Here is a 19,533-nt window from a genome sequence, read left to right as displayed (position 1 = left end):
GCTTAATCCTTCGTCACGCGGTTGGCTTCCTCAAGGCTGGTCACCCCCTGAATTACCTTCAAAAGGGCGGACTGCCGTAGCGTGCGGAAGCCTTCTGCCTGAGCCTGCTTTGCTATTTTTATGGAACTGGCTTCTTCCATAATCATGTTCGCCAGCTCGTCTGTAATCTTTACCACCTCGTAAATACCAACGCGGCCTTTGTATCCCCCATTGCATTTATCACAGCCCTTGGGGCGGTACAACGTGAAGCCTGTATCAATTTGTTCTTGTGTGAACCCTTCCTGCAAAAGCACATCCGCCGGAATATCCGCCGGCTGTTTACAGCCATTACACAGCCGCCGGCCCAGGCGCTGGGCAATAATCAGGCTTACCGAGGTGGCAATGTTGAACGCGGGCACCCCCATGTTCATCATCCGGGTAAGGGTTTCAGCCGCGCTGTTGGTGTGCAGGGTGGACAGTACAAGGTGGCCGGTTTGTGCCGCCTTGATGGCAATGTTGGCGGTTTCCAGATCCCGGATCTCGCCCACCATGATCACATCCGGATCCTGCCGCAGGAAGGCCCGAAGCGCCTCCGCAAAACCCAAGCCCACCTTGTTATTCACGTTCACCTGGTTGATGCCTTCCAGGTTAATCTCCGCCGGGTCTTCCGCCGTGGAAATGTTGCGCTCGGTGGTGTTCAGAATGTTCAGGCCGGTATAGAGGGAAACCGTTTTACCGGAACCGGTCGGCCCGGTAACCAGAATCATGCCCTGAGGCTGCTCCAGCGCATCCAGGTACAGCTGCTTTTGATCTTCCTCGTAACCCAGCACATCAATGCCGAGCTTGGCCTGGCTAGGATCCAGAATCCGCAGCACAATCTTCTCTCCCCACAGGGTGGGCAGGGTATTTACCCGGAAGTCGATGGCCTTGGTTTTGGACAGCTTCATCTTGATCCGGCCATCCTGCGGCACCCGCCGCTCGGAGATATCCAGCTGCGCCATAATCTTCACCCGGGCAGAGATCTTTGGCGCCAGCTTGATGGACGGGCGGGAAATCTCTTTCAGAATGCCGTCGGTACGGTATCGAACACGGTAGGACTTTTCGTAAGGCTCAAAGTGCACATCCGATGCACCGCCACGAATGGCATCCAGCAGCATTTTATTTACATACTTGACGATGGGGGCATCATCTATCTCTGCGGTGACGGCCTTGTCGTCTTCCTGGTCGCCAGCTTCCGTCTCCACCCCTTCCAGATCGGCGTCTTCCAGGTCGCCCATGGTGGAATCGTGACTTTCCAGATATTTATCGATGGCGGCACGGAGCTTGGCGTCGTCCACCAGAATCGAGTCTGTGCTCAGGCCGGTGTTGAACTTGATCTCATCCAGCGCTTGCAGGTTGGTCGGGTCTGAAATGGCCACAAACAATCGGTTGCCACGTTTATAAAGTGGCAGGGCGTTGTGCTTACGGATGAGCTTCTCGTCGACCGTTTTCTCCGGCAGCATTTCCGGGGCAAAGGCGTCCAGGTCCAGTACCGATACGCCAAACTCCATGGCGGCAGAAAACGCCAGCCTGCGGCTGTCGGCCAGGTCGTTCTGGGTGAGGTAAGTAATCAGCGGAATGCGGTTCTTGGAGGCCTGAAGAAAGGCATCCTTAGCCACGTCTTCTTCCAGAAGCCCGTCTTCCACAAATCGACGGGCCAGGCCCGTCAGCGTCACGTTTCGGTTGCTGCTCGCCATAAATGCTCTGAGGAAAGTCTTATAAGTGGCTGAATCTCGGATTTATGAACCAGAGTTTAGATGGATGGTTCCGCTTTGGAAAGCGGGGTGTGTCTCAGGTTTGATCTTTCTCAAGGACGTGTAGATAAAAGTGGCCTGTCTGAAATTGCCGGCTTGGGTGACGGAAATTGTCACCTTTGGGCGGGGAGGGGCACCAGGGTTTGGGCGAGTGGACTGGCGTGGTTGGCGTTTTTTGATTTAAGTCACTGTGTGAACGCTGATTTTTAATATTTTCTTGCAATTGGCATGGTGCCTGCTTAAGTTACACCACGCTCAGCGCGGAAACGGGGCAAAGCTCCACCGCCCCGGAGCTGGATAAACGAAAAATGACAACTCTTGAGGTTGATAACATGCAAAAGATTCAGATGAACAAAGGTCAGCAGGGTTTTACTCTGATCGAACTGATGATCGTTGTGGCGATTATTGGTATTTTGGCGGCTGTGGCTATTCCGGCGTATCAAGATTATATTGCGCGCTCTCAGGTTTCAGAAGCTTTTTCAATGTCAAGTGGTGCCAAAACCGCAATTGCGGAGTATGGTCAGATTAATGGCATTTACCCGGGAGCTGCGACTGATCCCAAAGCAGCAGATTTGGCTGTTGGCGGCCAGTATGCTGATGCCGCTGTCGCTGACGATACAGGTATCATTACTATCACTTTCAAGGCAGTTGGCGACGTTAACGCAAACATTGCCGGTAAAACCGTAACTTTGACTCCTCCGGCACTGAACACAGATCCGACCTCATTCGATTTTAGCTGCACTTCAACAATCGCTCAGAAGTATTTGCCGAAGTCTTGCACTGGTGTTTGATGCACGAATTGATCATGGATAGGCACAACTTAGCCTGACCTGATTTCGAAAAGCCCGGTGGATTCGTCCCCGGGCTTTTTGCGTTTCTGCAGCCTGACTAATGGACAGGCACTAGCCTGACTAATGGACACAAATTGATCATGGACAGGCACTAGCCTAACCAGATCCCCAAAGGCCTGGCTGGACTGATCATGGACAGGCACTAGCCTGACCAGATCCCCAAAGGCCCGGCGGTTTCGACCCTGGGCCTTTGTCGTTTCTGGCTTTCTATTTCACTGCGCCTAATTCGGGGTTATGGCAAAGCAGCGCCAGCAACTCGCGGCGAATCCTGGAAATTCCTGGATTCTAGGCGTGTGAAGTGCTCGGCAGGTCCGCCGATAGTTAAATTTGAAAAAGAAGGGGAGGGAGCCTAAGCCGCTTGTCGTCGCCGTCCAGGATTTCGGTAATCCTGATAGCTATCTTCAAAGGCAGTCGCCCGGTGGCACCACCGTTCCGGGTCCAGATTCAGCCGTTCCAGAATCGGCAGCGCGTTTTCGTCAATACAGCCGCGTTTGTCGCTCCGGCTGATGCGCCCGGTGCAATCCACCAGTTCCAGGTAATCTTCAAAGCTGAACAGAATACCTCGCTGAAAGTCGTTTCGAATCACGCCTTCAAAACCCAGCAGCGGTTTTAACGGTACCGAAAAATCATTCAACGCTTGCTGTTCCGTTTGCCGTGCAATGGCTTCCGCCAGATCGAAGGTAGGATGAATGCGTTCCTTAATGCTGGTGTGGTCGGAAGTTTCTGGTGTCTCCGCCATGGCGGCCCGGATAGGGTTCAGGTCAACATAAGCCATGCAGGAAAGGAGGGCTTCTTCGGTATCCAGAGCCTGGGATTTGAATCTACTCTCCCAGAAGTGGCCGGTGCATTCGTCTTCCCGGTTGGCTTGCCTTGCAATTGGCTCATTCAGGCATTTCATAAACCAGCTCAAGTCCGCCAACCGCTGCCGGAAGGTTTCTGCATACTCCTCCACTCGCCGAAGCTCGGCCGCACACAACTCATCACCCCGATGGTACCGCTGTACCAGTGGTGGCCCCTTATAGAGGCTGCACCAGCGCGCCAGCACCTCATCCATGCTCCACGGTTCCACGTCATTGGGGCTGAGCTTCACCACCAGGTGGTAGTGGTTCGACATCACCGCATAAGCGGCCACATCTACCGCGAACACAGATGCCAGAAGCCGGATTCGCTCTTCAATCCATCCTCGCCGGTGTTCATAACAGCGCCCAGTGGCGCGGTCTTGCCCGCACAGGAATGTGCGGCGCACGCAGCGTGAGATCACGTGGTAGAAGGGGGTATCTGAAACGCTGACCAGTTCTGCTCTGGCTTTGGGCATGGTGAAGTCCTTGTCTTCCGTGACTGTTGACATGGTCATATCATGCATCAATAATTCGGATCTGTATAGATGTACAGTATTTTGGTGTTTTAGTGTGTTTCCCTTATTTCTGCTATTTCTCAAACTCTATTTTTGTATGTACAATAAATCCAGATGAATATTGAATTCGATCCAAGGAAGGATGAGAAGAACACTGAAAAGCACGGTGTTTCGTTAGCTGATGCCGCCAGGCTCGAATGGGATTGGGTGTGGGCTATGGAGGATTTTCGTAATGATTATGGCGAGCGCCGAATGATTGGGTATGGCCCCATAGGCGATCGTGTCTACTGTGTTGTTTACACAGAGCGAAAAGGCATCCGCCGCATAATCAGTCTTCGAAAGGCAAATCGTCGGGAGGTGAGGCTTTATGCAGACAAAATCTAAATCAGGTCGGAAGTTTACACTGCCTTCGAGCGATGAAGAGTCAGGCATTAACGAGGGGATTGCACAAGACGAAGATACACGCGAGCTCACGGAAGAAGAGTTCCGCCGGTTGCGTCCGGTTGGTCGGCCCAAAGCGGAGACCACTAAAGAACGGATAACTATCAGACTTTCACCGGAGGTCGTTGAGCAGTTTCGCGCCACAGGCAGCGGCTGGCAAACCCGAATGGACAAGGCGCTTCAGGAGTATCTGAGAACCCACAGTCAGTCCGATATTGAGAGGTTGGGATAATGCACAACAATCGAGGGAATCTACTGCGCTAGAATTTGAGCACAGCGTGATTCATGGACAGGCACTAGCCTGACCAATCACGCCACCAACCATCTTTTACACTCTTTCACCAACACCCCTCCAGATTTGCGCTATGGTAAGCATAAAAAGGAGGTTAGCATGCTCAAAAGGACGCTGCTTTTAATTAGTCTTTCCATTCCCGCACTCGGCCACACTGCAGTTTACCAATGCAAGACCAACGGCCAGACGGTATTTTCAGACCAGCCCTGTGGCGAAGATGCCCGGCGCATTCAGGTTAAAGCCCCGGCACGTATTGGCGGAGGCTCAATGTTGGGTAAGAGTGGCCAGGAATTTCTCGATCACAGGGACCGGAAAAGTGAGGTCGAAAGCATAGACCGGAGTATCGAGCGCCTGGAACGTCAGAAAGCCCGTGCAAAAATGAACATGGACAACGCGCTCATTCGCTATCAGCGGCAAAAAGCCAACGCCAACAACAACCTGGCCGGTGCCACCTGGGAAGGCTCGTTAGCTCAGGAAGCAGAGGTGCTTCGCAAGCGGTATCAGGCAGAGATTGACGGAGTTAACCGGGAAATCGACCACCTGCGTGCGGAGCGGCGGCGAATACTTCAATAACCGGGTCAGACCCGCAGTACATTTCACCCCGGCAAATGTACCGGGGGTCTGACCCCCGGCCAGAGCCTCCCTTGGACAGGCACTAGCCCCCCCATTCTCTGTTGTCCATTTCTTTTGCCTTGCATTGTTGTAGTTTAAGAACTACAGTTGACTCATGCTAGAAATCAAGCAAACGGACACATATCGAAAGTGGGAGCGCAAACTCCGTGACCAGCGTGGCAAGGCGTTGATTGCAGCGCGTATATTTCGGCTGGCCAATGGTTTGCCAGGGGATGTAAAGCCGGTAGGGCAGGGTGTCTGCGAGCTGCGCATTCATCATGGCCCCGGGTATCGGGTCTACTTCAAGCAGAGTGGGAGGCGTTATGAGCGACAAGATCTACGATTACGATCCAGCAGCGGCGCTGGATAGTGAGGACGCGATTGCGGTTTTTCTCGCCGATGCCCTGGAGACCGGTGATACGGCTTACATCGCCAAAGCCATGGGTGTGGTGGCTCGGGCGAAGGGGATGACAGAACTGGCCCGTGAAACGGGGCTTTCCCGTGAGCAGCTGTATCGATCATTTAGCGAGCAGGGCAACCCTACCCTGAAAACCATGCTCACAGTGACCCGCGCCCTGGGTGTGGACTTGACTGCCCGTGCTCATCGGGAGCCGGCGAATGATCATGGACAGGCACTAGCCTGACCCAACTCGGCGAATACGAAGAGCTGTGTCGCACTGACAGTAGAGAGCTCCCGCCGGAAGAAATCCGGAATATTCGCAGCCAGACCCGTATGAGTCAGGCTGTGTTTGCTGCCATTCTTAACGTGAGTGTTTCAACCGTTCAGAAGTGGGAGACGGGTGAGAAAAAGCCTGCCGGAGCATCACTGAAATTGTTGAACCTTGTGAGAAGAAAGGGCATCGAGATTTTGTATTTATAACTAAGCTAAATCGTCCATCCCAACATCAAGCGCCTCGGCCAGGGCTTTCAGAACTTTGGTGGACGCAGTTTTGCCAGTGTTCTCAATCTGGCTGATGTATGACTTGCCAACTCCGGCCGCCTTGCCAAGGGCTTCTTGGGTCAGCCCGCGGTATTCTCGCCAGATCTTCACCGGGTGTTCTTTCCCGGTTATCAGGCGTTCGGCAATGTCTCCCGGAACGGTTTCATCCTCGCCGATGGCCAGCTCCTTCATTGCAGCGCCGGCGTCTGCAGCATCCTGCGCATCTTCAGCAAGTGCCAGCAGCTCGAGATACTCGTTGTAGGGCACCACGGCATATTCTGGTTTGCCTTCTCGTTCAATAATTTGAGCACTCATTTGTAAACGTCTCCTCTTGTGCCTATCTTCAGCACCAGTACCACCAATTCACCGTTATCAATACGGCATATTGCCCGATAACTCCCTTGCCTCAGCCTCCAGAAGGGCTGGCCTTTCATTGGTTTCCAGTCGCCTTCATAGGTATATGGGGCTTGAGCCATATTTGTAAGTTCCTGATGCATTTTTAACGCCTTTGTTTTAGGCATTTTTTGCAGGGCTTTCAGGGCTGACTTTTTGTAGGTTAGTTTGTACATCAGGCGAGTTTACTTTTGAGTTTACTGGGGGTCAACAATTGCGAGCTTTTACACTCCGGCTTTGGGGGCGCGGACAGGCACTAGCCTGCCAAATAACCGGGTCAGACCCCCGGCGACCTTATTCGTAAGTGCAGAAGTAAGCCGTATCCACCTCAGCCTTCACCTTAAAACTGGTATTCGCGGCCACCTCAAAAGCCTTTCCGGCATCGTATCGAACCCAGTTCTCACTGCCCGGCAGCTGAACCGTCAGCGCACCACTGACAACCGTCATCACTTCCTTTTGGCTGGTACCGAACTCATACTCACCCGGACTGATGACGCCCACGGTGGCAGGTAGTGTCTCGCCCTGAAAGGCGATGGATTTTACTTTGCCGTCGAAGTACTCGTTTACACTCAGCATGGCCATGATTCCTGATAAATTGGGCGGCTAATATACTGCAAGATCCCGTGGACAGGCACTTGTTAATTAAATTGGGCGGCTAATATACTGCAAGATCCCGTGGACAGGCACTTGTTAATTAAGATCCCGTGGACAGGCACTTGTTAATTAACGAGGGCATTATGGATCTCTTTGACCAATTCACCCCGCCAGAAAACCTGCTGCCATACGATGGTGATGTCCGTTATTACGGCACGGTGATGGGGCAAGGTCAGGCGGATGATTTCTTCCGGCGTTTGCTGGAGGAGATCCCCTGGGCCCACGACGAGCTGGTGATGTTCGGCCGGCCCGTGGTCACTCGCCGTAAGGTGGCCTGGTATGGCGACCGGCCGTTTACTTATACCTATTCAAGGGCCACCAAGCAGGCGCTGCCCTGGGTTCCGGTGCTGGCGGAGTTGAAAGCTCTGGTCGAGCAGCACAGTGGCGAGCGCTATAACTCCTGCCTTCTGAATCTTTACCACAACGGCGAAGAAGCCATGGGCTGGCACAGTGATGACGAGGCGGAGCTGAAAAAGCACGGGACAATTGCTTCGGTGAGTCTCGGGGCGCCGCGGCGTTTTGTCTTCCGGCACAAGCAGAGCAAGGATCAAATAAAGCTTATGCTGGAACACGGTAGCCTGCTGGTAATGAGTGGCGCTACCCAGGCCTTCTGGCAGCACAGCCTCCCGGCGACGAAGACGGTGCAAACGCCGCGGATTAATCTGACATTTCGGGCTGTGGTGGCATAGCGGGGTCAGACCCCGGATACATTGCCTGTGCACTGTTGATGCCCAAGAACCATGCGCATATACTGATCCAAATACTGTTCGAGGGGGCATGCCATGCGAACTACTGAAGTTGCGAAATCCGTACGTAAACCGACGAATCTGTCGCTGGATAGTGCTCTTCTTAAAGAGGCAAAATCCCTTGGAATCAATGTCTCGCGGTCTGCAGAGGCAGGAATTGCGGAAGCAGTCAAACTTCATAGGCAGAATAAGTGGCTTAACGAAAACGCCAAGGCACTTGAAAGCTCGAATGCCTATGTTGAAGCCAACGGCTTGCCTCTTGCACGACATCGGCAGTTCTGATGTCCCGTTTCGATATTTTTGAAAATGAAGAAGGGGCAGGGTACCTGCTGGATGTACAGTCCGACCTTCTCAGTGGCTTGAACACACGAGTAGTCGTGCCGTTACTGCCCAAATCGTCGGCGCCATTCCCTGCGCAGAGGCTCAATCCGGTGTTCAGCATCAACGGCATGGAAGTCGTCATGGCTACTCAATATATAGCCGCTGTACCGGAAACTGAGTTGCGCTTTTGCTCCGGTAGCCTTGCTGAGCTGCAGGATGAAATTGTCGCAGCACTGGATATGCTGTTTTTGGGCTTTTGAGGCTGATCAAGGACAGGCACGGGCCTGACCGGCACTCGCCTGACCATGGATTGAATTGTTATGCCACCTGGACCAAAATATACCAATTATTGGTACTGTCGAGGTGGCACCATGAAAAACACCAGCATCACTCTAGGCCAGCATTTTGATACGTTCATTGCAGAACAGCTCAAAAATGGCCGATACAGCTCTACCAGCGAAGTCGTTCGTGCTGCATTGCGCCTGCTTGAAGAGTCTGAAGCACGCCTGACTAGACTTCGTAAACTGCTCAAGGAAGGCGAGGACAGTGGTTTCGAAGACTACTCCTATGACTCGTTTATTCGTGAATTGGACAACGAAGAACGCTGATGCCAGGTTTCAAGCTTTCCAGGAAGGCCAAAGCTGACCTCAAATCTATTGCCCTATACACGGAGCGTGAATGGGGCCGGGATCAACGAAACCACTATATTCTTCAGTTTGATCAATGCTTCCACCTTCTGGGTGAGAATCCAAACCTGGCGCAGGCCTGCGATGAGATAAGTCCAGGCTACCGGCAGTACCCTCAGGGAAGCCACATCATATTCTATCGGTTTGCCACCGACCATGTTGTTGAAATTATCCGCATCCTACACAAGCGCATGCTGCCTGGTGTGCATCTGATTTGGTGATCATGGACAGACACGGACCTGCATCCCAGGTACATTCCACCCCACCAAATGTACCGGACTGTGGGGCTTCAAGGGTGGTGCTCCAGATACTCGCTGAGAGCGTTGCGAGTGAGATCGTTCAGAGAGATGCTTTGGCGCCGGGCAGCGACGCTCGCCGCCAAGTGTAAATCGTGGCCAACTCGGACATTAAATGAACCCTTGCAGGGTATTTCAGGTTTTATGTTCTGGTCTTCGCAAGTGTTCAGATAGTCGTCAACCGCTTCCTGAAAGGCTTTCTCAAGCTCTGCGACTGTTTCTCCTTCATAATTAACCAGTGCTCGAATGAACTGCAATTTTCCAAACAGGCAGTTATCTTCCGTGCTCACTTCAATCGAGCCGTAGTAGCCTCTATATTTCAGCATGCTGCTCATTGAATCAGCCCTCCGGATTTAAGGTTCTCGATAATCTGCCGATAGCCGAGACTTTTTAGAAGCGTTGCTAGTTCCTGCCAGGTAAACGTCGATTGCTTATTCAGTAGTTTCGCCAGTAGCTTTCCTTGCTTTGACATCAGTAGGGCTCCCTTTATTGCGACTAACTTTAGTTGCTTTCGTGGGTTTTGTCCAGATGGCCTATGAAGAGCACCCCGGATACATTCCACCCCACCAAATGTACCGGGGGTCTGACCCCCACCCCAAAATCACAAGGTAGTCAAAAACGCCGCCAGCTCCTCAACATCTCCGGTCGTTAACGGGGCGGCAATCCCAATCATCGGTGAGCTCTGCACCGCGGGGTCCATTTCTTTGAATCGCTTCAGGGCGATCTTGATGTATTCCGACGGTTGGCCAGCCAGGCGCGGCATATCGCGGAAGCCTTCGGCATCTTTGCCGTGGCAGGCGGAGCATTTGGTCTGGAACTTGGCGCGGCCGGCGTCTACCAGCGCGGGGGCAGGGCTGGTGCGAGGTTTGGCTTCTTGCTGTGAGTAGTACACGGCAATGTTAATGCGATCTTCCACAGTGAGAACTTTTGCCAGATTGCTCATCACATAGTCTTCGCGCTGGCCGTTGCCGAACTTTTCGAATTGTTCGAACAGGTAGAGCGGGTGCTGGTCTGCCAGGTTCGGGATGTAGTCACGCTTGCTGTTGCCGTCTTTCCCGTGGCAGGAGCCGCAAAACAGAATGCGCTCCTGGCCCGCCGCATAGGCCGCTTCGCGGCGGGCATCATCGGCCATAATCGTTTCCAGCTCTGCCATGGCCTGGTAAATCGACTGAGAAAACGCCACCGGCGCCGTCATCATTCCGGCCACCACCAACCCACCCAAACACAACTTCCGCAGCATCTCGCACCCTACTATCTGAAAATTGTGCCAAGAATATAGACATGCCCGCAGGCCATTCTTGCCAAAGATCAAGAAAAACCGACTTGGGGGTCAGACCCCCAATACATTTCACCCCGCAAAATGTTTTTGGGTCAGACCCGCAGTACGGGGTAAGCTGGAAATATCATTCGGCAGACAAGGACATACACGCCTATGAAACTTCGCTTCCTTGGTGGTACTGGCACCGTAACGGGCTCCCGTTATTTGCTTTCAGATGACTCCCATCGCCTGTTGGTCGACTGCGGCATGTATCAGGGCGTGAAAACCCTGCGGCGGCGGAACTGGGCGAAGTTTCCGGTGGATCCTTCCACGATTGATGCGGTGGTGCTTACCCATGGGCACATTGACCATTCCGGGTACCTGCCGGCGCTGGTGAAGAATGGATTCAAGGGCAAGATTTACTGCACCAAGGCCACCCATGAGCTGTGCAAGGTGTTGCTGCCGGATGCCGGTTTCCTGCAGGAAGAAGACGCCAAATACGCGTTTCGGAAGAAGTTTTCCAAGCACGAACACCCGGAGCCACTGTTTACCGAGAAGGATGCCTGGGAAGCGCTCAAGCACTTCGAGTCGCTGCATTACCACGAGAAATTCGAGCCGGTGAAGGGTTTTGAGGTTACCTTCACGCCAGCCGGGCATATTCTGGGTTCGTCTTGCGTGCATGTGCACCACAAAGGTGCGGACCGTACCGTGGTGTTCAGTGGCGATGTGGGCCGGCAAGATGACATCATCATGCGACCGCCGGAGCCGTTACAGAAGGCGGATGTATTGGTGTGCGAGTCTACCTACGGTGATCGTACCCATGGCGAGTCTGATCCGGAGCGGGATTTGGCCGAGATCATCACCAAAACCGCCGGGCGTGGTGGTATCACGCTGATGCCCGCGTTCGCTGTGGGTCGTGCGCAGATGTTGCTATATGTGGTGCACAAACTCATGGGGCAGGGGCGCATTCCCAAACTGCCGGTGTACCTGAACAGCCCCATGGCCATCAAAGCCACGGAAATCTTCATCAAACACCATAAAGAGCACAAACTGAACCATGCTCAGTGCGAACTGATCGATGACAAAACCCAGTTCGTGCGCACGGTGGAAGAGTCCATCGAGCTGGATGCCGCCCGATATCCCTGCATCATCATCTCTGCCAGCGGCATGGCCAGCGGCGGTCGCGTGCTGCACCATCTGAAAACCCTGCTGCCGAACCCGCGCAACAGTGTCGTCTTCGCCGGCTTCCAGGCCCCCGGAACCCGTGGCGATGCGCTGGTAAACGGCGCCGAAGACGTGAAAATCCACGGCGAATACTGGCCCGTGAAAGCCGAAATCCACAACCTGAATTCCATGAGTGCCCACGGCGACTACAACGAAATCCTGGCCTGGCTGGAGCAGGGTCACCTGAAACCCGAGCGCGTGTACGTTACCCACGGCGAAATGCTCGCCAGCGATACCATGCGCAAGCGCATTACTGAGAAATTTGGCTGGCATGCGGAGGTGCCGGAGTTGTTTGAAGAGGTGGAGATCTGAACCCGGCTTCGCCGCCTGCCGTATTTTCAAGCCACCTCGGAAAGTTGCTTCTCCAGACTTTCCGGCAGCGTAATGCGGACAAACAACTGCTCAGGGAAGAGGTAGTCTTCCCCGGATTCATCGATCACCCGCAGCATCCCGACGGCCCTCGCCTGTGGGTCATCGATGAGTTCATAGAGCTTACGCGGCTCAAGCGATGCCTCGTACCAGTGCTCTTCCGCTTCCATAGCCTAATCAAATCCAGGAAACCCGCTCCCGCCGAAACCCCACCGGCGCCGTCCCGGTACCCGCAGCATCCCCATACCGCTCCTTCATCCGCTTCTGGAATCCCTCAGAACCCAGCGCCAGCCCGGCAATCGCGGAATAGCGAATCTGGTCTTCCACCGCCTCCGCCATCGGGCTGGCCACAAAATTGCGATAACTGACCAGCCGCTGATCGGCATCCGGCTGCAATTCCAGGTAACAAGGGTGGGGCACATGAAAGCGCGAGCCGCTGCCGTAGGCATGGCAGAGGTAGCTGGACCACTGGTATTCGCCGGCGTAATCCACCATGCCCGCCTTCACCGGGTTCAGTTCAATGTAGCGCTGGCATTGCAGGAAATACTCCTCGGTATCCACCAGGCAAGACTTGAAACGCCCCTCCCACAAGCCTCCGGTGCGCTCGTACCGGGCGTTGTAATACTGCGCGTAAGACTGCCCGATCGACTTCATAAAAGCCGACAGCCCGTCATCAGTCTTCGGCGTTACCAGCAGGTGGGTGTGGTTGGTCATGAACACCCACGCGTGAATATCTACCTCGAACTTCTCCTGGTAGCGCGTGAGGTACATCGAATAGGTGGCGAAATCAGACAAATCCTGAAAACAAACCTGCCGGTTATTGCCCCGCTGAATCACATGCTGGGGCATCCCGGCCGGACAAATCCTTGGTCGGCGGGGCATCACACATTCCTTGTGGATTAATTTGAAAGCGCAACAATCTGCCCCAGCTGCGCCAAAATTTCAACCCCGGGTCAGACCCAGAATACATTTCACCTCACAAAATGTACTGGGGGTCTGACCCCCAAAGTTTGTTAACATGGGGGAAACGGTCAGGCAGGATGCAATCATGCACTACAGCTCCATACTTCCGGATGTGATCAGGCTGGCGGATGAGGCCAGTGAGAAGGTGCTTCATATCTACGAGTCCGATTTCAAGGTGCGGTATAAGGAAGACAACTCGCCGATTACCGCGGCAGATGAGGCAGCTCACGAGATCATCTACAAGGGGCTGCGTAACATCAGCCGGGACATTCCGATTCTTTCGGAAGAAGGTGCGGAGATTCCCTGGGAAGAGCGCAAAAGCTGGCGCCGGTTCTGGCTAATTGACCCGATCGACGGCACCAAGGATTTTACCCAGCGCAGCGGCGAATTCACCGTGAACATCGCGATGATCGAAGACGGCGTGCCGGTGATGGGCGTGGTTACGGCACCTGCTCTGAAAGAAGCCTTCTGGGGCATCAAAGGCGAAGGCGCCCACATGCGCGACCGCACCGGCCGGGTACACAGAATCCGCGTGGCGGAACCCCGGGAAACCCTGCGGGTAGTGGCCAGCAAAAACCACCTGAACGACGAAACCCGCGCCTTCATCGACAAACTCGGCCCCCACGAAACCGTGCAGGCCGGCAGCTCCCTGAAATTCTGCCGCATCGCCGAAGGCCACGCCGACATCTACCCGCGCATGGGGCCCACCAGCGAATGGGACACCGCCGCGGCCCACGCCATCCTTCTTGCGGCGGGTGGCCAGGTGCAGACTGTGGATGGTAAGCCGTTGGTGTATGGCAAGGAAGATATTCTGAACCCGCACTTTATTGCGGCCGGCGGGTGGTATTTTTAACGAGCGGGTCAGACCCCCGATACATTTTGCCCTGGCAAATGTATCGGGGGTCTGACCCCGGATTGGGGAATGGGATGACCTGGTACGCGTTACAACATAAGCCTGCGCAGGGCGATCGGGCGGTTCAGCATTTGCAGAACCAGGATGTTGCCTGTTTCTACCCGAAGATTGAGGTGGAGAAGGTGAAAGGCGGCAAGCGGGCGAAGCGGCTGGAACCGTTGTTTCCGGGGTATGTGTTTGTGAACCTGGAGCAGACGAATCCGATGTGGGCGAAGCTGCGGTCTACCCGGGGGGTGATCCGGGTGGTGAGTTTTGCCAATAAGCCGGCGGCGATTGCGGATGAGGTGATTGACCACATCAAGGCCAGCATGGATAAGGTGGCGGAGCAGGGTGGTATTAAGCCCGGGCAGGCGGTGGAGCTGGATGATGGGCCGTTTAAGGGCATCGGGGCGATTTTTCAGGCTTACGATGGGGAAGAGCGGGCGATTGTTTTGATTTCGTTTATGCAGAAGCAGCAGCGGGTTAGTGTGCCGGTTTCGGCGATTCGGGCTTAGGTGGTGGTTTAAGAATGGCGCTGGCTTGGGTAGGGAGTCTGACCCGTGGGGTCAGACCCCTTTGTAGCTGGCTTAGTTAATTACCTCATATCGAATTGTGATCACATCACCACCCACTGGCAGTGCGGTGCCGCGCAGCAGTACGGTGTTCGACAGCGGGCGGTAGATCCAGCCGTTTTGGGCGTCCTGGCTTACCGGAACTACGGTGCCGTTTTTGCGCACTTCGATGGTTACCGGGTCTACGTTTTCCGGCAGTTCGAAGCGGTTGCTTACGCCGCCGGCGTTTTTGGAGATTTCTTCCATGAACGCGCTGAAGTCCTGGGTGGCGCCGATGTTGCCGAAGGAGCCGCCGGTGGCCAGGGCCAGGTCATCGTACTGGCTGTTGGGCGCGTCGTTCTCGTCAACCAGCGAATACACGGTGTAGCCACGTTCGGTGAACAGGTTGATCTGAGGATCAAACTCCGCACCACCTGCCGAGCGGCGGGTGTACTGGCTGGGCTCGTCGCTCAGGATCACCACAGACAGTGAAGAACCACTGCGTGGGTAACCCTCCGCAGTCACCACGCCATCCTCCGCATCGCCCTGTGCGGTCGACAGCAGCGCCTGCTCAGCGTTATAGATGCCGGTTTCGGTTGCAGAACCGTAGGTGCCCTGGTTCACCACATCATCACGGAACTCCTGCAGATCATTGGTGAACGCACCGTCTTCATTGGTGTCGGCCAGTTCAATGGTTTCACCGGTATTAATCGTACCAATCTGGAAATCCAGCCCGGAACTCTGCATCACAGTCACAAACGAATCCGCTGCATCTGCCAGCGATTGTTGGTCGTCGCTCATACTGCCGGAGTTATCGATCACAAACAGGAAGTCCGCCAGGTTGCTGCCGCCTTCCACTGTGAACTGCTGTTCACCGGCGGTACGGGTAACGCCCGGGGCAGATACGTTGCGGCCGCTGTTCAGGCGGGAAATCGCGTTCTCCCAGGTGTTCAGCTTGGCGGCCGGAGTTACCGATGCAATCAGCACCAGCTTGTCGTCATCAGCTTCCGCGGTGCCCTGGTCCTGATACACCACGGTCATGAACAGGCGGAAATCGGTTTCAGGCGTTTCAGAAGCCAGGCTCGCCGGCAGGCCGGTCACTTCGCCGCCCACAGCGTTCACGCCCAGCAGTGAAACCAGTGCATTGGCCACCTCAGTAGGCTTGGCGCCGTTCGTTACCGACAGCGTATAAACGCCGTTGTAGATAATGCCACCGAACAACTGGCCTGTGGAAACGTTGGCCGCGCGCATGTTCAGGTCTGTGTTAGTGTTAATCTGGCTGGTGAAGTTCTGCAACACTTCGCCCGCATCAGAGCCAGCAGACATCACCGGCCGCTCAGCCACAAACGAGGCTACCTCGCGGGTGGCCAGCGAGCTGGCGGTAGTATTAGTGGCTTCCATCGTGCTGGCCGAACTGGCGAAAGCCATGCGCACCGGCTCAGAAGTGGCCGGGGCCGCGAATGCCTGAACAGACGCCGGTTCCGCCACTGCTTCTGAAGAGCCGGCAAACATCATCGCACCGTCGAAATCGCCGCCCGGTTGTTCTTCAGGCACATCGAATTCCGCAGGTACAGAGACCGCTACCGAGCCGGTCGCTACCGTTTCCACCTCAGTGGTGTTTTCTTCCGGTGTGGAAGTGTCTTCGCCGGTGTCAGCATTGCCATCCGGTACCACATTACACACATCAAAAGACTTCTCCACCGTGCCATCGCGTACGGCCTCCACCAGGTAGCCGCCGCTGGCACAGCGCTCGCTGCCGGTATCCAGCGTGGTCACCCGCAGAAGGTCGCCGTCCATGTTTTCCACAACCGTACCGCTGCAAATCTGCACCCGGTCGGTAATTTCATCGGCATCCAGAATGCTGTTGAAGTTGGCGTCCAGCCCTGCGGCAATCTCGCGGCCGCCTTCCGGGCACACGCCGTTGGCTGGAATATTCCCGGCCACGGCAAACAGCCCCATATCGTCATCATCGGGAATGTAAGCCCCATCGTTATCCGTAAGCCAGCAACCGCTCAAAGACAACGAAGAAGCCGCCACAGCAGCAGCCAGCGCAGACCGCCCAAACCTTACCTTGTTCATCCTTTAACTCCTTGGTGTTTTTGTTCCGGGCAGGGGAAACCGCAAACGCCTGCAAGCGCACAGGCGAAAACCCACACCAGGCAGCCCGGGCCCTGATGCGAGAAGAGAGAAAACTGTGGGAGAGAGAAAAACTGCATGAGGAAGAATCCTTTCTTGTGTCACTACTGGCCGAATCCTTCGGCCGACATGTAGAGAGTAGTGGCATAACCGGGGTGTTTCAAGTTTGCATTTAAATTTTATCGTTTGTGGGGTTTTATGCTTTACTTGGTGAATGGCGCTGGGTTGGGTGGGGAGTCTGACCCGTGGGGTCAGACCCCTTTGTCAGACTCCTTTGTAGCCTTCTGGTTATGTGCTCCAGGCCTTGCAGGCTTCAAAGGGGTCGGGCCCTACGTGGCCTGACCCCACCCTTCTGCCGGCGGCGATCTCCTGGTTAGAGAATGGCGCTGGAGAAGGCAGGGAGTAGGCAGGGAGTTCGGAGTAGGCAGGGAGTACGGAGTAGGTAGGGAGTACGGAGTAGGCAGGGAGTACGGAGTAGGCAGGGAGTCTGACCCGTGGGGTCAGACCCCTTTGTCAGATTCCTTCGCAGATTCCGGTTTGCAATTTTTTACATTGTTTTTGAGGTGTAAGTCCTTGATTTTGGATAATTGGCCAAAGGTGTCACTTGCTTGTAACACCGGAACCCGTAGAATCGCGCTGGTTTTCGAGTGAATCCTCTTAACCCTGACAAGGAGTCAGTTGGGAAATCTTCCCTCCGGCACAGCCGCTGCCCCTTGTCCAAACGTTGAACAGTCTTCTTATGTCCTCAAAACACTGGGCCCTGGTCGGTGGGGCGGTAGCGTGCCTGATCGGTGTTAATGGCCACGCGCAGCAGCCTCAGACAGATCTTGCCTTCCCCGGTTACAGCGGGTTTCTGAACGTACCTTCGGCCACGGTGCTTAACCATGGCCAGGCAGATGTGCAGTGGTCGGATCAGGCGTTTCTGAACCGGCGGGGCAGCAGCGGTTACGGGCACTACAACAACGTAAGCGGCACCTTTGGCATTTTTCCCTATGTGGAGCTGGGTGGCCGGCTGGCGTGGGATACCACCCAGAACAACTGTTACCGGGAAGACTGCGGCATTCGCGACCTCTCCGCCAACGTGAAAATCCAGGCGCCGTTTATACCGGAAGACTGGTTCAGCCTGGCCGCCGGCGCGCAGGACCTGGGTGGGGAAACCGGGGATTTTGAAGCCTACTACGTAGTCGCCGGCAAACAACTGGGCCCGGTGGAAGTCTCCTTGGGCTACGGCAAGCCGGAACAAACTCCGCGCTACCTGGACGGAGCCTTCGGGGCCATCAGCTATCGGCCGTTCCCGTGGCTTAACCTGATTGCCGAACACGACAGCCAGGACGCCCGCGTCGGCATCGGCGCCACCACACCACAAGGCTGGCTGCCCTGGGGCCTTCAGGTAAAAGGTAAAGTATTGGCGTGGGATGAAGGCGATACCGACAACGACCGCAACTTCGCCTCCGTCGGCCTGTCTATCCCCTTCGGCAACGCCCCGCGCAAACAACGGCTGCAGCCCATGCCGGCGCAAAAGCCACAAGCGCAGCCGGTTAATACCTCAGCAGCCGAACAACCCGCCAAAACCACCGCCCAACGCATCGGCGAACAACTGGTGGCCGAAGGCTACGACAACGTACGCACCGCCAGTAACAACGGCACCCTGCACATCTGGTGGGAAAACAACCTCTACAACCGGGACGAGCGCGACAGCATCCTGCATGTAGCCCGCAAAGCCCACCAGGCCGCCGGCAGCCATCAGCAAGCCGAACTCACCCTGCTCAACCAGGGCCTGCCGGTAATCAGCCAAACCGTGTCGCTCAGCGAACAGCAGCCGTACCAGGTTAGCCGTCAGTTTGCGGACAACACCGTTTTCAATCGCGAACAACCCGAGTGGGACTTTGAAGGCAGCTATGGCCCCAGCTGGAAGCCGCGCCTTACCCTCAGCCCCTCCATCAGCAGTGGCGTGGCCACCGAATACGGCGTGTGGGATGCCTCGGTTGCCATCAGCTCCGAGCTGGCCATTAACCTCTGGCCCGGCGCACTGGCCTCTGCCCGCTATGATGCCGAAATCTACCAGACCGAAGACTTCGACAAAGGCGGCATCTTCTACAGCAACCGCCAGCGTACAGACCTGGTAGAAGCGGAAATCCAGCAAACCTTCAAACTGCACCCGCAGCTGTACACAAGCTTTCACGCCGGGCGCTACGCCATTGACTACAACGGCGGCCTGAACGAAACCCTGCTGCTCAGCCCCGGCGGCCGCCACGCCATCGGCTTTCTCGGTGGCACCTTCAGCCACACCGACAGCAACGGTGAAGACAGAACCCAGGCCCTGGCCCAGTACACCTACTACAACCCGGGCCTGGATGCCCAGTTCACCGTATACGGCGGCCAGTTCTTCGCCGAAGACGAAGGCTTCCGCATCGACAGCCGGTTCTGGTTTGGCGACTACGCCCTCACCCTGCAATACAAAAACACAGACGCCGAATTCGTCAGCCTGGGCTGGGTAATCCCGCTTACCCCGGTACGCGACCGCCAGTTCCGCTACCTGCAGGTAAAAGGCAATGCCGACTTCAACTACGCCGTACAAACCCGCATCAACGAAGACGCCAACATCGTCTCGTTCGGCGGCGCCGGTGTGGTGACCTCATCCAACCCGCTTCAGAAAACCTACCTGAACCGGGGCAGGGTGGCGCAGTAACAATGCAACATAGTTGCAATACTTGCGTTTATAAAATGAACACATATAGTGACTAACCAAGCCAGTTTAATAACGGTTTCCCCAGTTGCGCTG

At 55.3% G+C, this 19,533-nt stretch carries 25 protein-coding genes and 1 pseudogene; 16 read left to right on the top strand and 10 right to left on the bottom strand.

The window, feature by feature from the left end; translation table 11 throughout:
• Window positions 1–2: 2 nt before the first annotated feature.
• Window positions 3–1,715, bottom strand: coding sequence for a type IV-A pilus assembly ATPase PilB (gene pilB / locus AQ621_RS09615; RefSeq protein WP_058341279.1), 1,713 nt, complete (start codon window positions 1,713–1,715; stop codon window positions 3–5).
• A 365-nt stretch (window positions 1,716–2,080) separates the two neighbouring features.
• Between pilB and AQ621_RS09610 the strand changes: the two genes are divergently transcribed.
• On the top strand, window positions 2,081–2,563 hold the full coding sequence (locus AQ621_RS09610; RefSeq protein ID WP_319822994.1) for a pilin: 483 nt from the start codon (window positions 2,081–2,083) through the stop codon (window positions 2,561–2,563).
• A 409-nt stretch (window positions 2,564–2,972) separates the two neighbouring features.
• Here AQ621_RS09610 and AQ621_RS09605 read toward each other — a convergent pair whose 3' ends face one another.
• Window positions 2,973–3,971 (bottom strand): transposase, encoded by a 999-nt coding sequence (locus tag AQ621_RS09605; RefSeq protein WP_227508291.1) that lies wholly within the window; start codon window positions 3,969–3,971, stop codon window positions 2,973–2,975.
• Window positions 3,972–4,091: 120 nt separating this feature from the next.
• Between AQ621_RS09605 and AQ621_RS17315 the strand changes: the two genes are divergently transcribed.
• The 6 genes and pseudogenes from AQ621_RS17315 (at window position 4,092) to AQ621_RS09585 (ending at window position 6,202) form a co-directional block, all read left to right on the top strand.
• Entirely contained in the window at window positions 4,092–4,361 is a 270-nt protein-coding gene (locus AQ621_RS17315) for a BrnT family toxin (protein ID WP_023011846.1), read from the top strand.
• Window positions 4,345–4,650 (top strand): BrnA antitoxin family protein, encoded by a 306-nt coding sequence (locus tag AQ621_RS09600; RefSeq protein ID WP_058341278.1) that lies wholly within the window; start codon window positions 4,345–4,347, stop codon window positions 4,648–4,650. Before AQ621_RS17315 ends, AQ621_RS09600 begins: the two co-directional genes overlap by 17 nt.
• Window positions 4,651–4,809: 159 nt before the next feature.
• A complete protein-coding gene (locus AQ621_RS09595; RefSeq protein WP_058341277.1) occupies window positions 4,810–5,283 on the top strand; it encodes a DUF4124 domain-containing protein in 474 nt (157 codons plus the stop codon).
• A gap of 154 nt (window positions 5,284–5,437) precedes the next feature.
• Window positions 5,438–5,638: pseudogene (locus AQ621_RS17310) on the top strand (type II toxin-antitoxin system RelE/ParE family toxin); the annotation flags it as partial.
• 7 nt (window positions 5,639–5,645) lie between these two features.
• On the top strand, window positions 5,646–5,966 hold the full coding sequence (locus AQ621_RS09590) for an addiction module antidote protein (RefSeq protein ID WP_058341431.1): 321 nt from the start codon (window positions 5,646–5,648) through the stop codon (window positions 5,964–5,966).
• Window positions 5,963–6,202 carry a helix-turn-helix domain-containing protein gene (locus AQ621_RS09585; protein ID WP_058341276.1) on the top strand — a complete coding sequence of 80 codons (240 nt, stop codon included), beginning with the start codon at window positions 5,963–5,965 and terminating at the stop codon, window positions 6,200–6,202. The genes AQ621_RS09590 and AQ621_RS09585 overlap by 4 nt, the downstream gene beginning before the upstream one ends.
• Here the strand turns inward: AQ621_RS09585 and AQ621_RS09580 are convergent, their stop codons facing one another.
• The 3 genes from AQ621_RS09580 to AQ621_RS09570 form a co-directional block, all read right to left on the bottom strand.
• Window positions 6,203–6,577, bottom strand: coding sequence for a helix-turn-helix domain-containing protein (locus AQ621_RS09580; RefSeq protein WP_058341275.1), 375 nt, complete (start codon window positions 6,575–6,577; stop codon window positions 6,203–6,205).
• A complete protein-coding gene (locus AQ621_RS09575) occupies window positions 6,574–6,831 on the bottom strand; it encodes a type II toxin-antitoxin system RelE family toxin (RefSeq protein ID WP_058341274.1) in 258 nt (85 codons plus the stop codon). Before AQ621_RS09575 ends, AQ621_RS09580 begins: the two co-directional genes overlap by 4 nt.
• 118 nt (window positions 6,832–6,949) lie before the next feature.
• Entirely contained in the window at window positions 6,950–7,231 is a 282-nt protein-coding gene (locus AQ621_RS09570) for a pyrimidine/purine nucleoside phosphorylase (protein WP_022987713.1), read from the bottom strand.
• Window positions 7,232–7,392: 161 nt separating this feature from the next.
• Between AQ621_RS09570 and AQ621_RS09565 the strand changes: the two genes are divergently transcribed.
• The 5 genes from AQ621_RS09565 (at window position 7,393) to AQ621_RS09550 (ending at window position 9,283) form a co-directional block, all read left to right on the top strand.
• Entirely contained in the window at window positions 7,393–7,998 is a 606-nt protein-coding gene (locus AQ621_RS09565) for an alpha-ketoglutarate-dependent dioxygenase AlkB family protein (protein ID WP_058341273.1), read from the top strand.
• Window positions 7,999–8,091: 93 nt separating this feature from the next.
• A complete protein-coding gene (locus AQ621_RS17305) occupies window positions 8,092–8,337 on the top strand; it encodes a type II toxin-antitoxin system CcdA family antitoxin (RefSeq protein ID WP_081699735.1) in 246 nt (81 codons plus the stop codon).
• Window positions 8,337–8,636 carry a CcdB family protein gene (locus tag AQ621_RS09560; RefSeq protein WP_022987711.1) on the top strand — a complete coding sequence of 100 codons (300 nt, stop codon included), beginning with the start codon at window positions 8,337–8,339 and terminating at the stop codon, window positions 8,634–8,636. The genes AQ621_RS17305 and AQ621_RS09560 overlap by 1 nt, the downstream gene beginning before the upstream one ends.
• Before the next feature lie 111 nt (window positions 8,637–8,747).
• Window positions 8,748–8,984, top strand: a complete 237-nt coding sequence (locus tag AQ621_RS09555; RefSeq protein ID WP_058341272.1) for a type II toxin-antitoxin system ParD family antitoxin — start codon at window positions 8,748–8,750, stop codon at window positions 8,982–8,984.
• Window positions 8,984–9,283, top strand: coding sequence for a type II toxin-antitoxin system RelE/ParE family toxin (locus AQ621_RS09550; RefSeq protein ID WP_058341271.1), 300 nt, complete (start codon window positions 8,984–8,986; stop codon window positions 9,281–9,283). The genes AQ621_RS09555 and AQ621_RS09550 overlap by 1 nt, the downstream gene beginning before the upstream one ends.
• Window positions 9,284–9,351: 68 nt before the next feature.
• On the opposite strand, the gene AQ621_RS09545 is transcribed toward AQ621_RS09550, so the two are convergent.
• Together AQ621_RS09545 and AQ621_RS09535 are read right to left on the bottom strand one after the other, a co-directional pair.
• On the bottom strand, window positions 9,352–9,693 hold the full coding sequence (locus tag AQ621_RS09545) for a type II toxin-antitoxin system HicB family antitoxin (protein ID WP_058341270.1): 342 nt from the start codon (window positions 9,691–9,693) through the stop codon (window positions 9,352–9,354).
• 266 nt (window positions 9,694–9,959) lie between these two features.
• On the bottom strand, window positions 9,960–10,598 hold the full coding sequence (locus tag AQ621_RS09535) for a c-type cytochrome (RefSeq protein ID WP_058341269.1): 639 nt from the start codon (window positions 10,596–10,598) through the stop codon (window positions 9,960–9,962).
• A 192-nt stretch (window positions 10,599–10,790) separates the two neighbouring features.
• Here AQ621_RS09535 and AQ621_RS09530 point away from each other — a divergent pair, with 192 nt between their 5' ends.
• Window positions 10,791–12,152 carry an MBL fold metallo-hydrolase gene (locus AQ621_RS09530; protein ID WP_058341268.1) on the top strand — a complete coding sequence of 454 codons (1,362 nt, stop codon included), beginning with the start codon at window positions 10,791–10,793 and terminating at the stop codon, window positions 12,150–12,152.
• A gap of 26 nt (window positions 12,153–12,178) precedes the next feature.
• Here the strand turns inward: AQ621_RS09530 and AQ621_RS09525 are convergent, their stop codons facing one another.
• Together AQ621_RS09525 and AQ621_RS09520 are read right to left on the bottom strand one after the other, a co-directional pair.
• Window positions 12,179–12,379, bottom strand: a complete 201-nt coding sequence (locus AQ621_RS09525; protein ID WP_058341267.1) for an NUDIX hydrolase — start codon at window positions 12,377–12,379, stop codon at window positions 12,179–12,181.
• A 7-nt stretch (window positions 12,380–12,386) separates the two neighbouring features.
• Window positions 12,387–13,091, bottom strand: a complete 705-nt coding sequence (locus AQ621_RS09520; RefSeq protein ID WP_227508290.1) for a transposase — start codon at window positions 13,089–13,091, stop codon at window positions 12,387–12,389.
• A 166-nt stretch (window positions 13,092–13,257) separates the two neighbouring features.
• Here AQ621_RS09520 and cysQ point away from each other — a divergent pair, with 166 nt between their 5' ends.
• Both cysQ and rfaH read left to right on the top strand, forming a co-directional pair.
• A complete protein-coding gene (cysQ, locus tag AQ621_RS09515; protein ID WP_058341266.1) occupies window positions 13,258–14,025 on the top strand; it encodes a 3'(2'),5'-bisphosphate nucleotidase CysQ in 768 nt (255 codons plus the stop codon).
• Between the two features lie 74 nt (window positions 14,026–14,099).
• The gene (gene rfaH / locus AQ621_RS09510) at window positions 14,100–14,579 is read left to right on the top strand and encodes a transcription/translation regulatory transformer protein RfaH (RefSeq protein WP_058341265.1); all 480 of its coding nucleotides are present in this window, start codon (window positions 14,100–14,102) and stop codon (window positions 14,577–14,579) included.
• A gap of 72 nt (window positions 14,580–14,651) precedes the next feature.
• Here rfaH and AQ621_RS09505 read toward each other — a convergent pair whose 3' ends face one another.
• Entirely contained in the window at window positions 14,652–16,694 is a 2,043-nt protein-coding gene (locus AQ621_RS09505; RefSeq protein WP_058341264.1) for a vWA domain-containing protein, read from the bottom strand.
• Window positions 16,695–17,490: 796 nt separating this feature from the next.
• On the opposite strand from AQ621_RS09505, the gene AQ621_RS09500 reads away from it, so the two are divergent.
• Complete coding sequence (locus tag AQ621_RS09500; protein ID WP_058341263.1) at window positions 17,491–19,440, top strand: YjbH domain-containing protein; 1,950 nt, start codon at window positions 17,491–17,493, stop codon at window positions 19,438–19,440.
• Window positions 19,441–19,533: the final 93 nt, after the last annotated feature.

The organism is Marinobacter sp. P4B1 (assembly GCF_001447135.1).
In the GTDB taxonomy this organism is placed as follows: domain Bacteria; phylum Pseudomonadota; class Gammaproteobacteria; order Pseudomonadales; family Oleiphilaceae; genus Marinobacter; species Marinobacter vinifirmus.
This window is presented reverse-complemented; position numbering and strand designations above follow the sequence as displayed.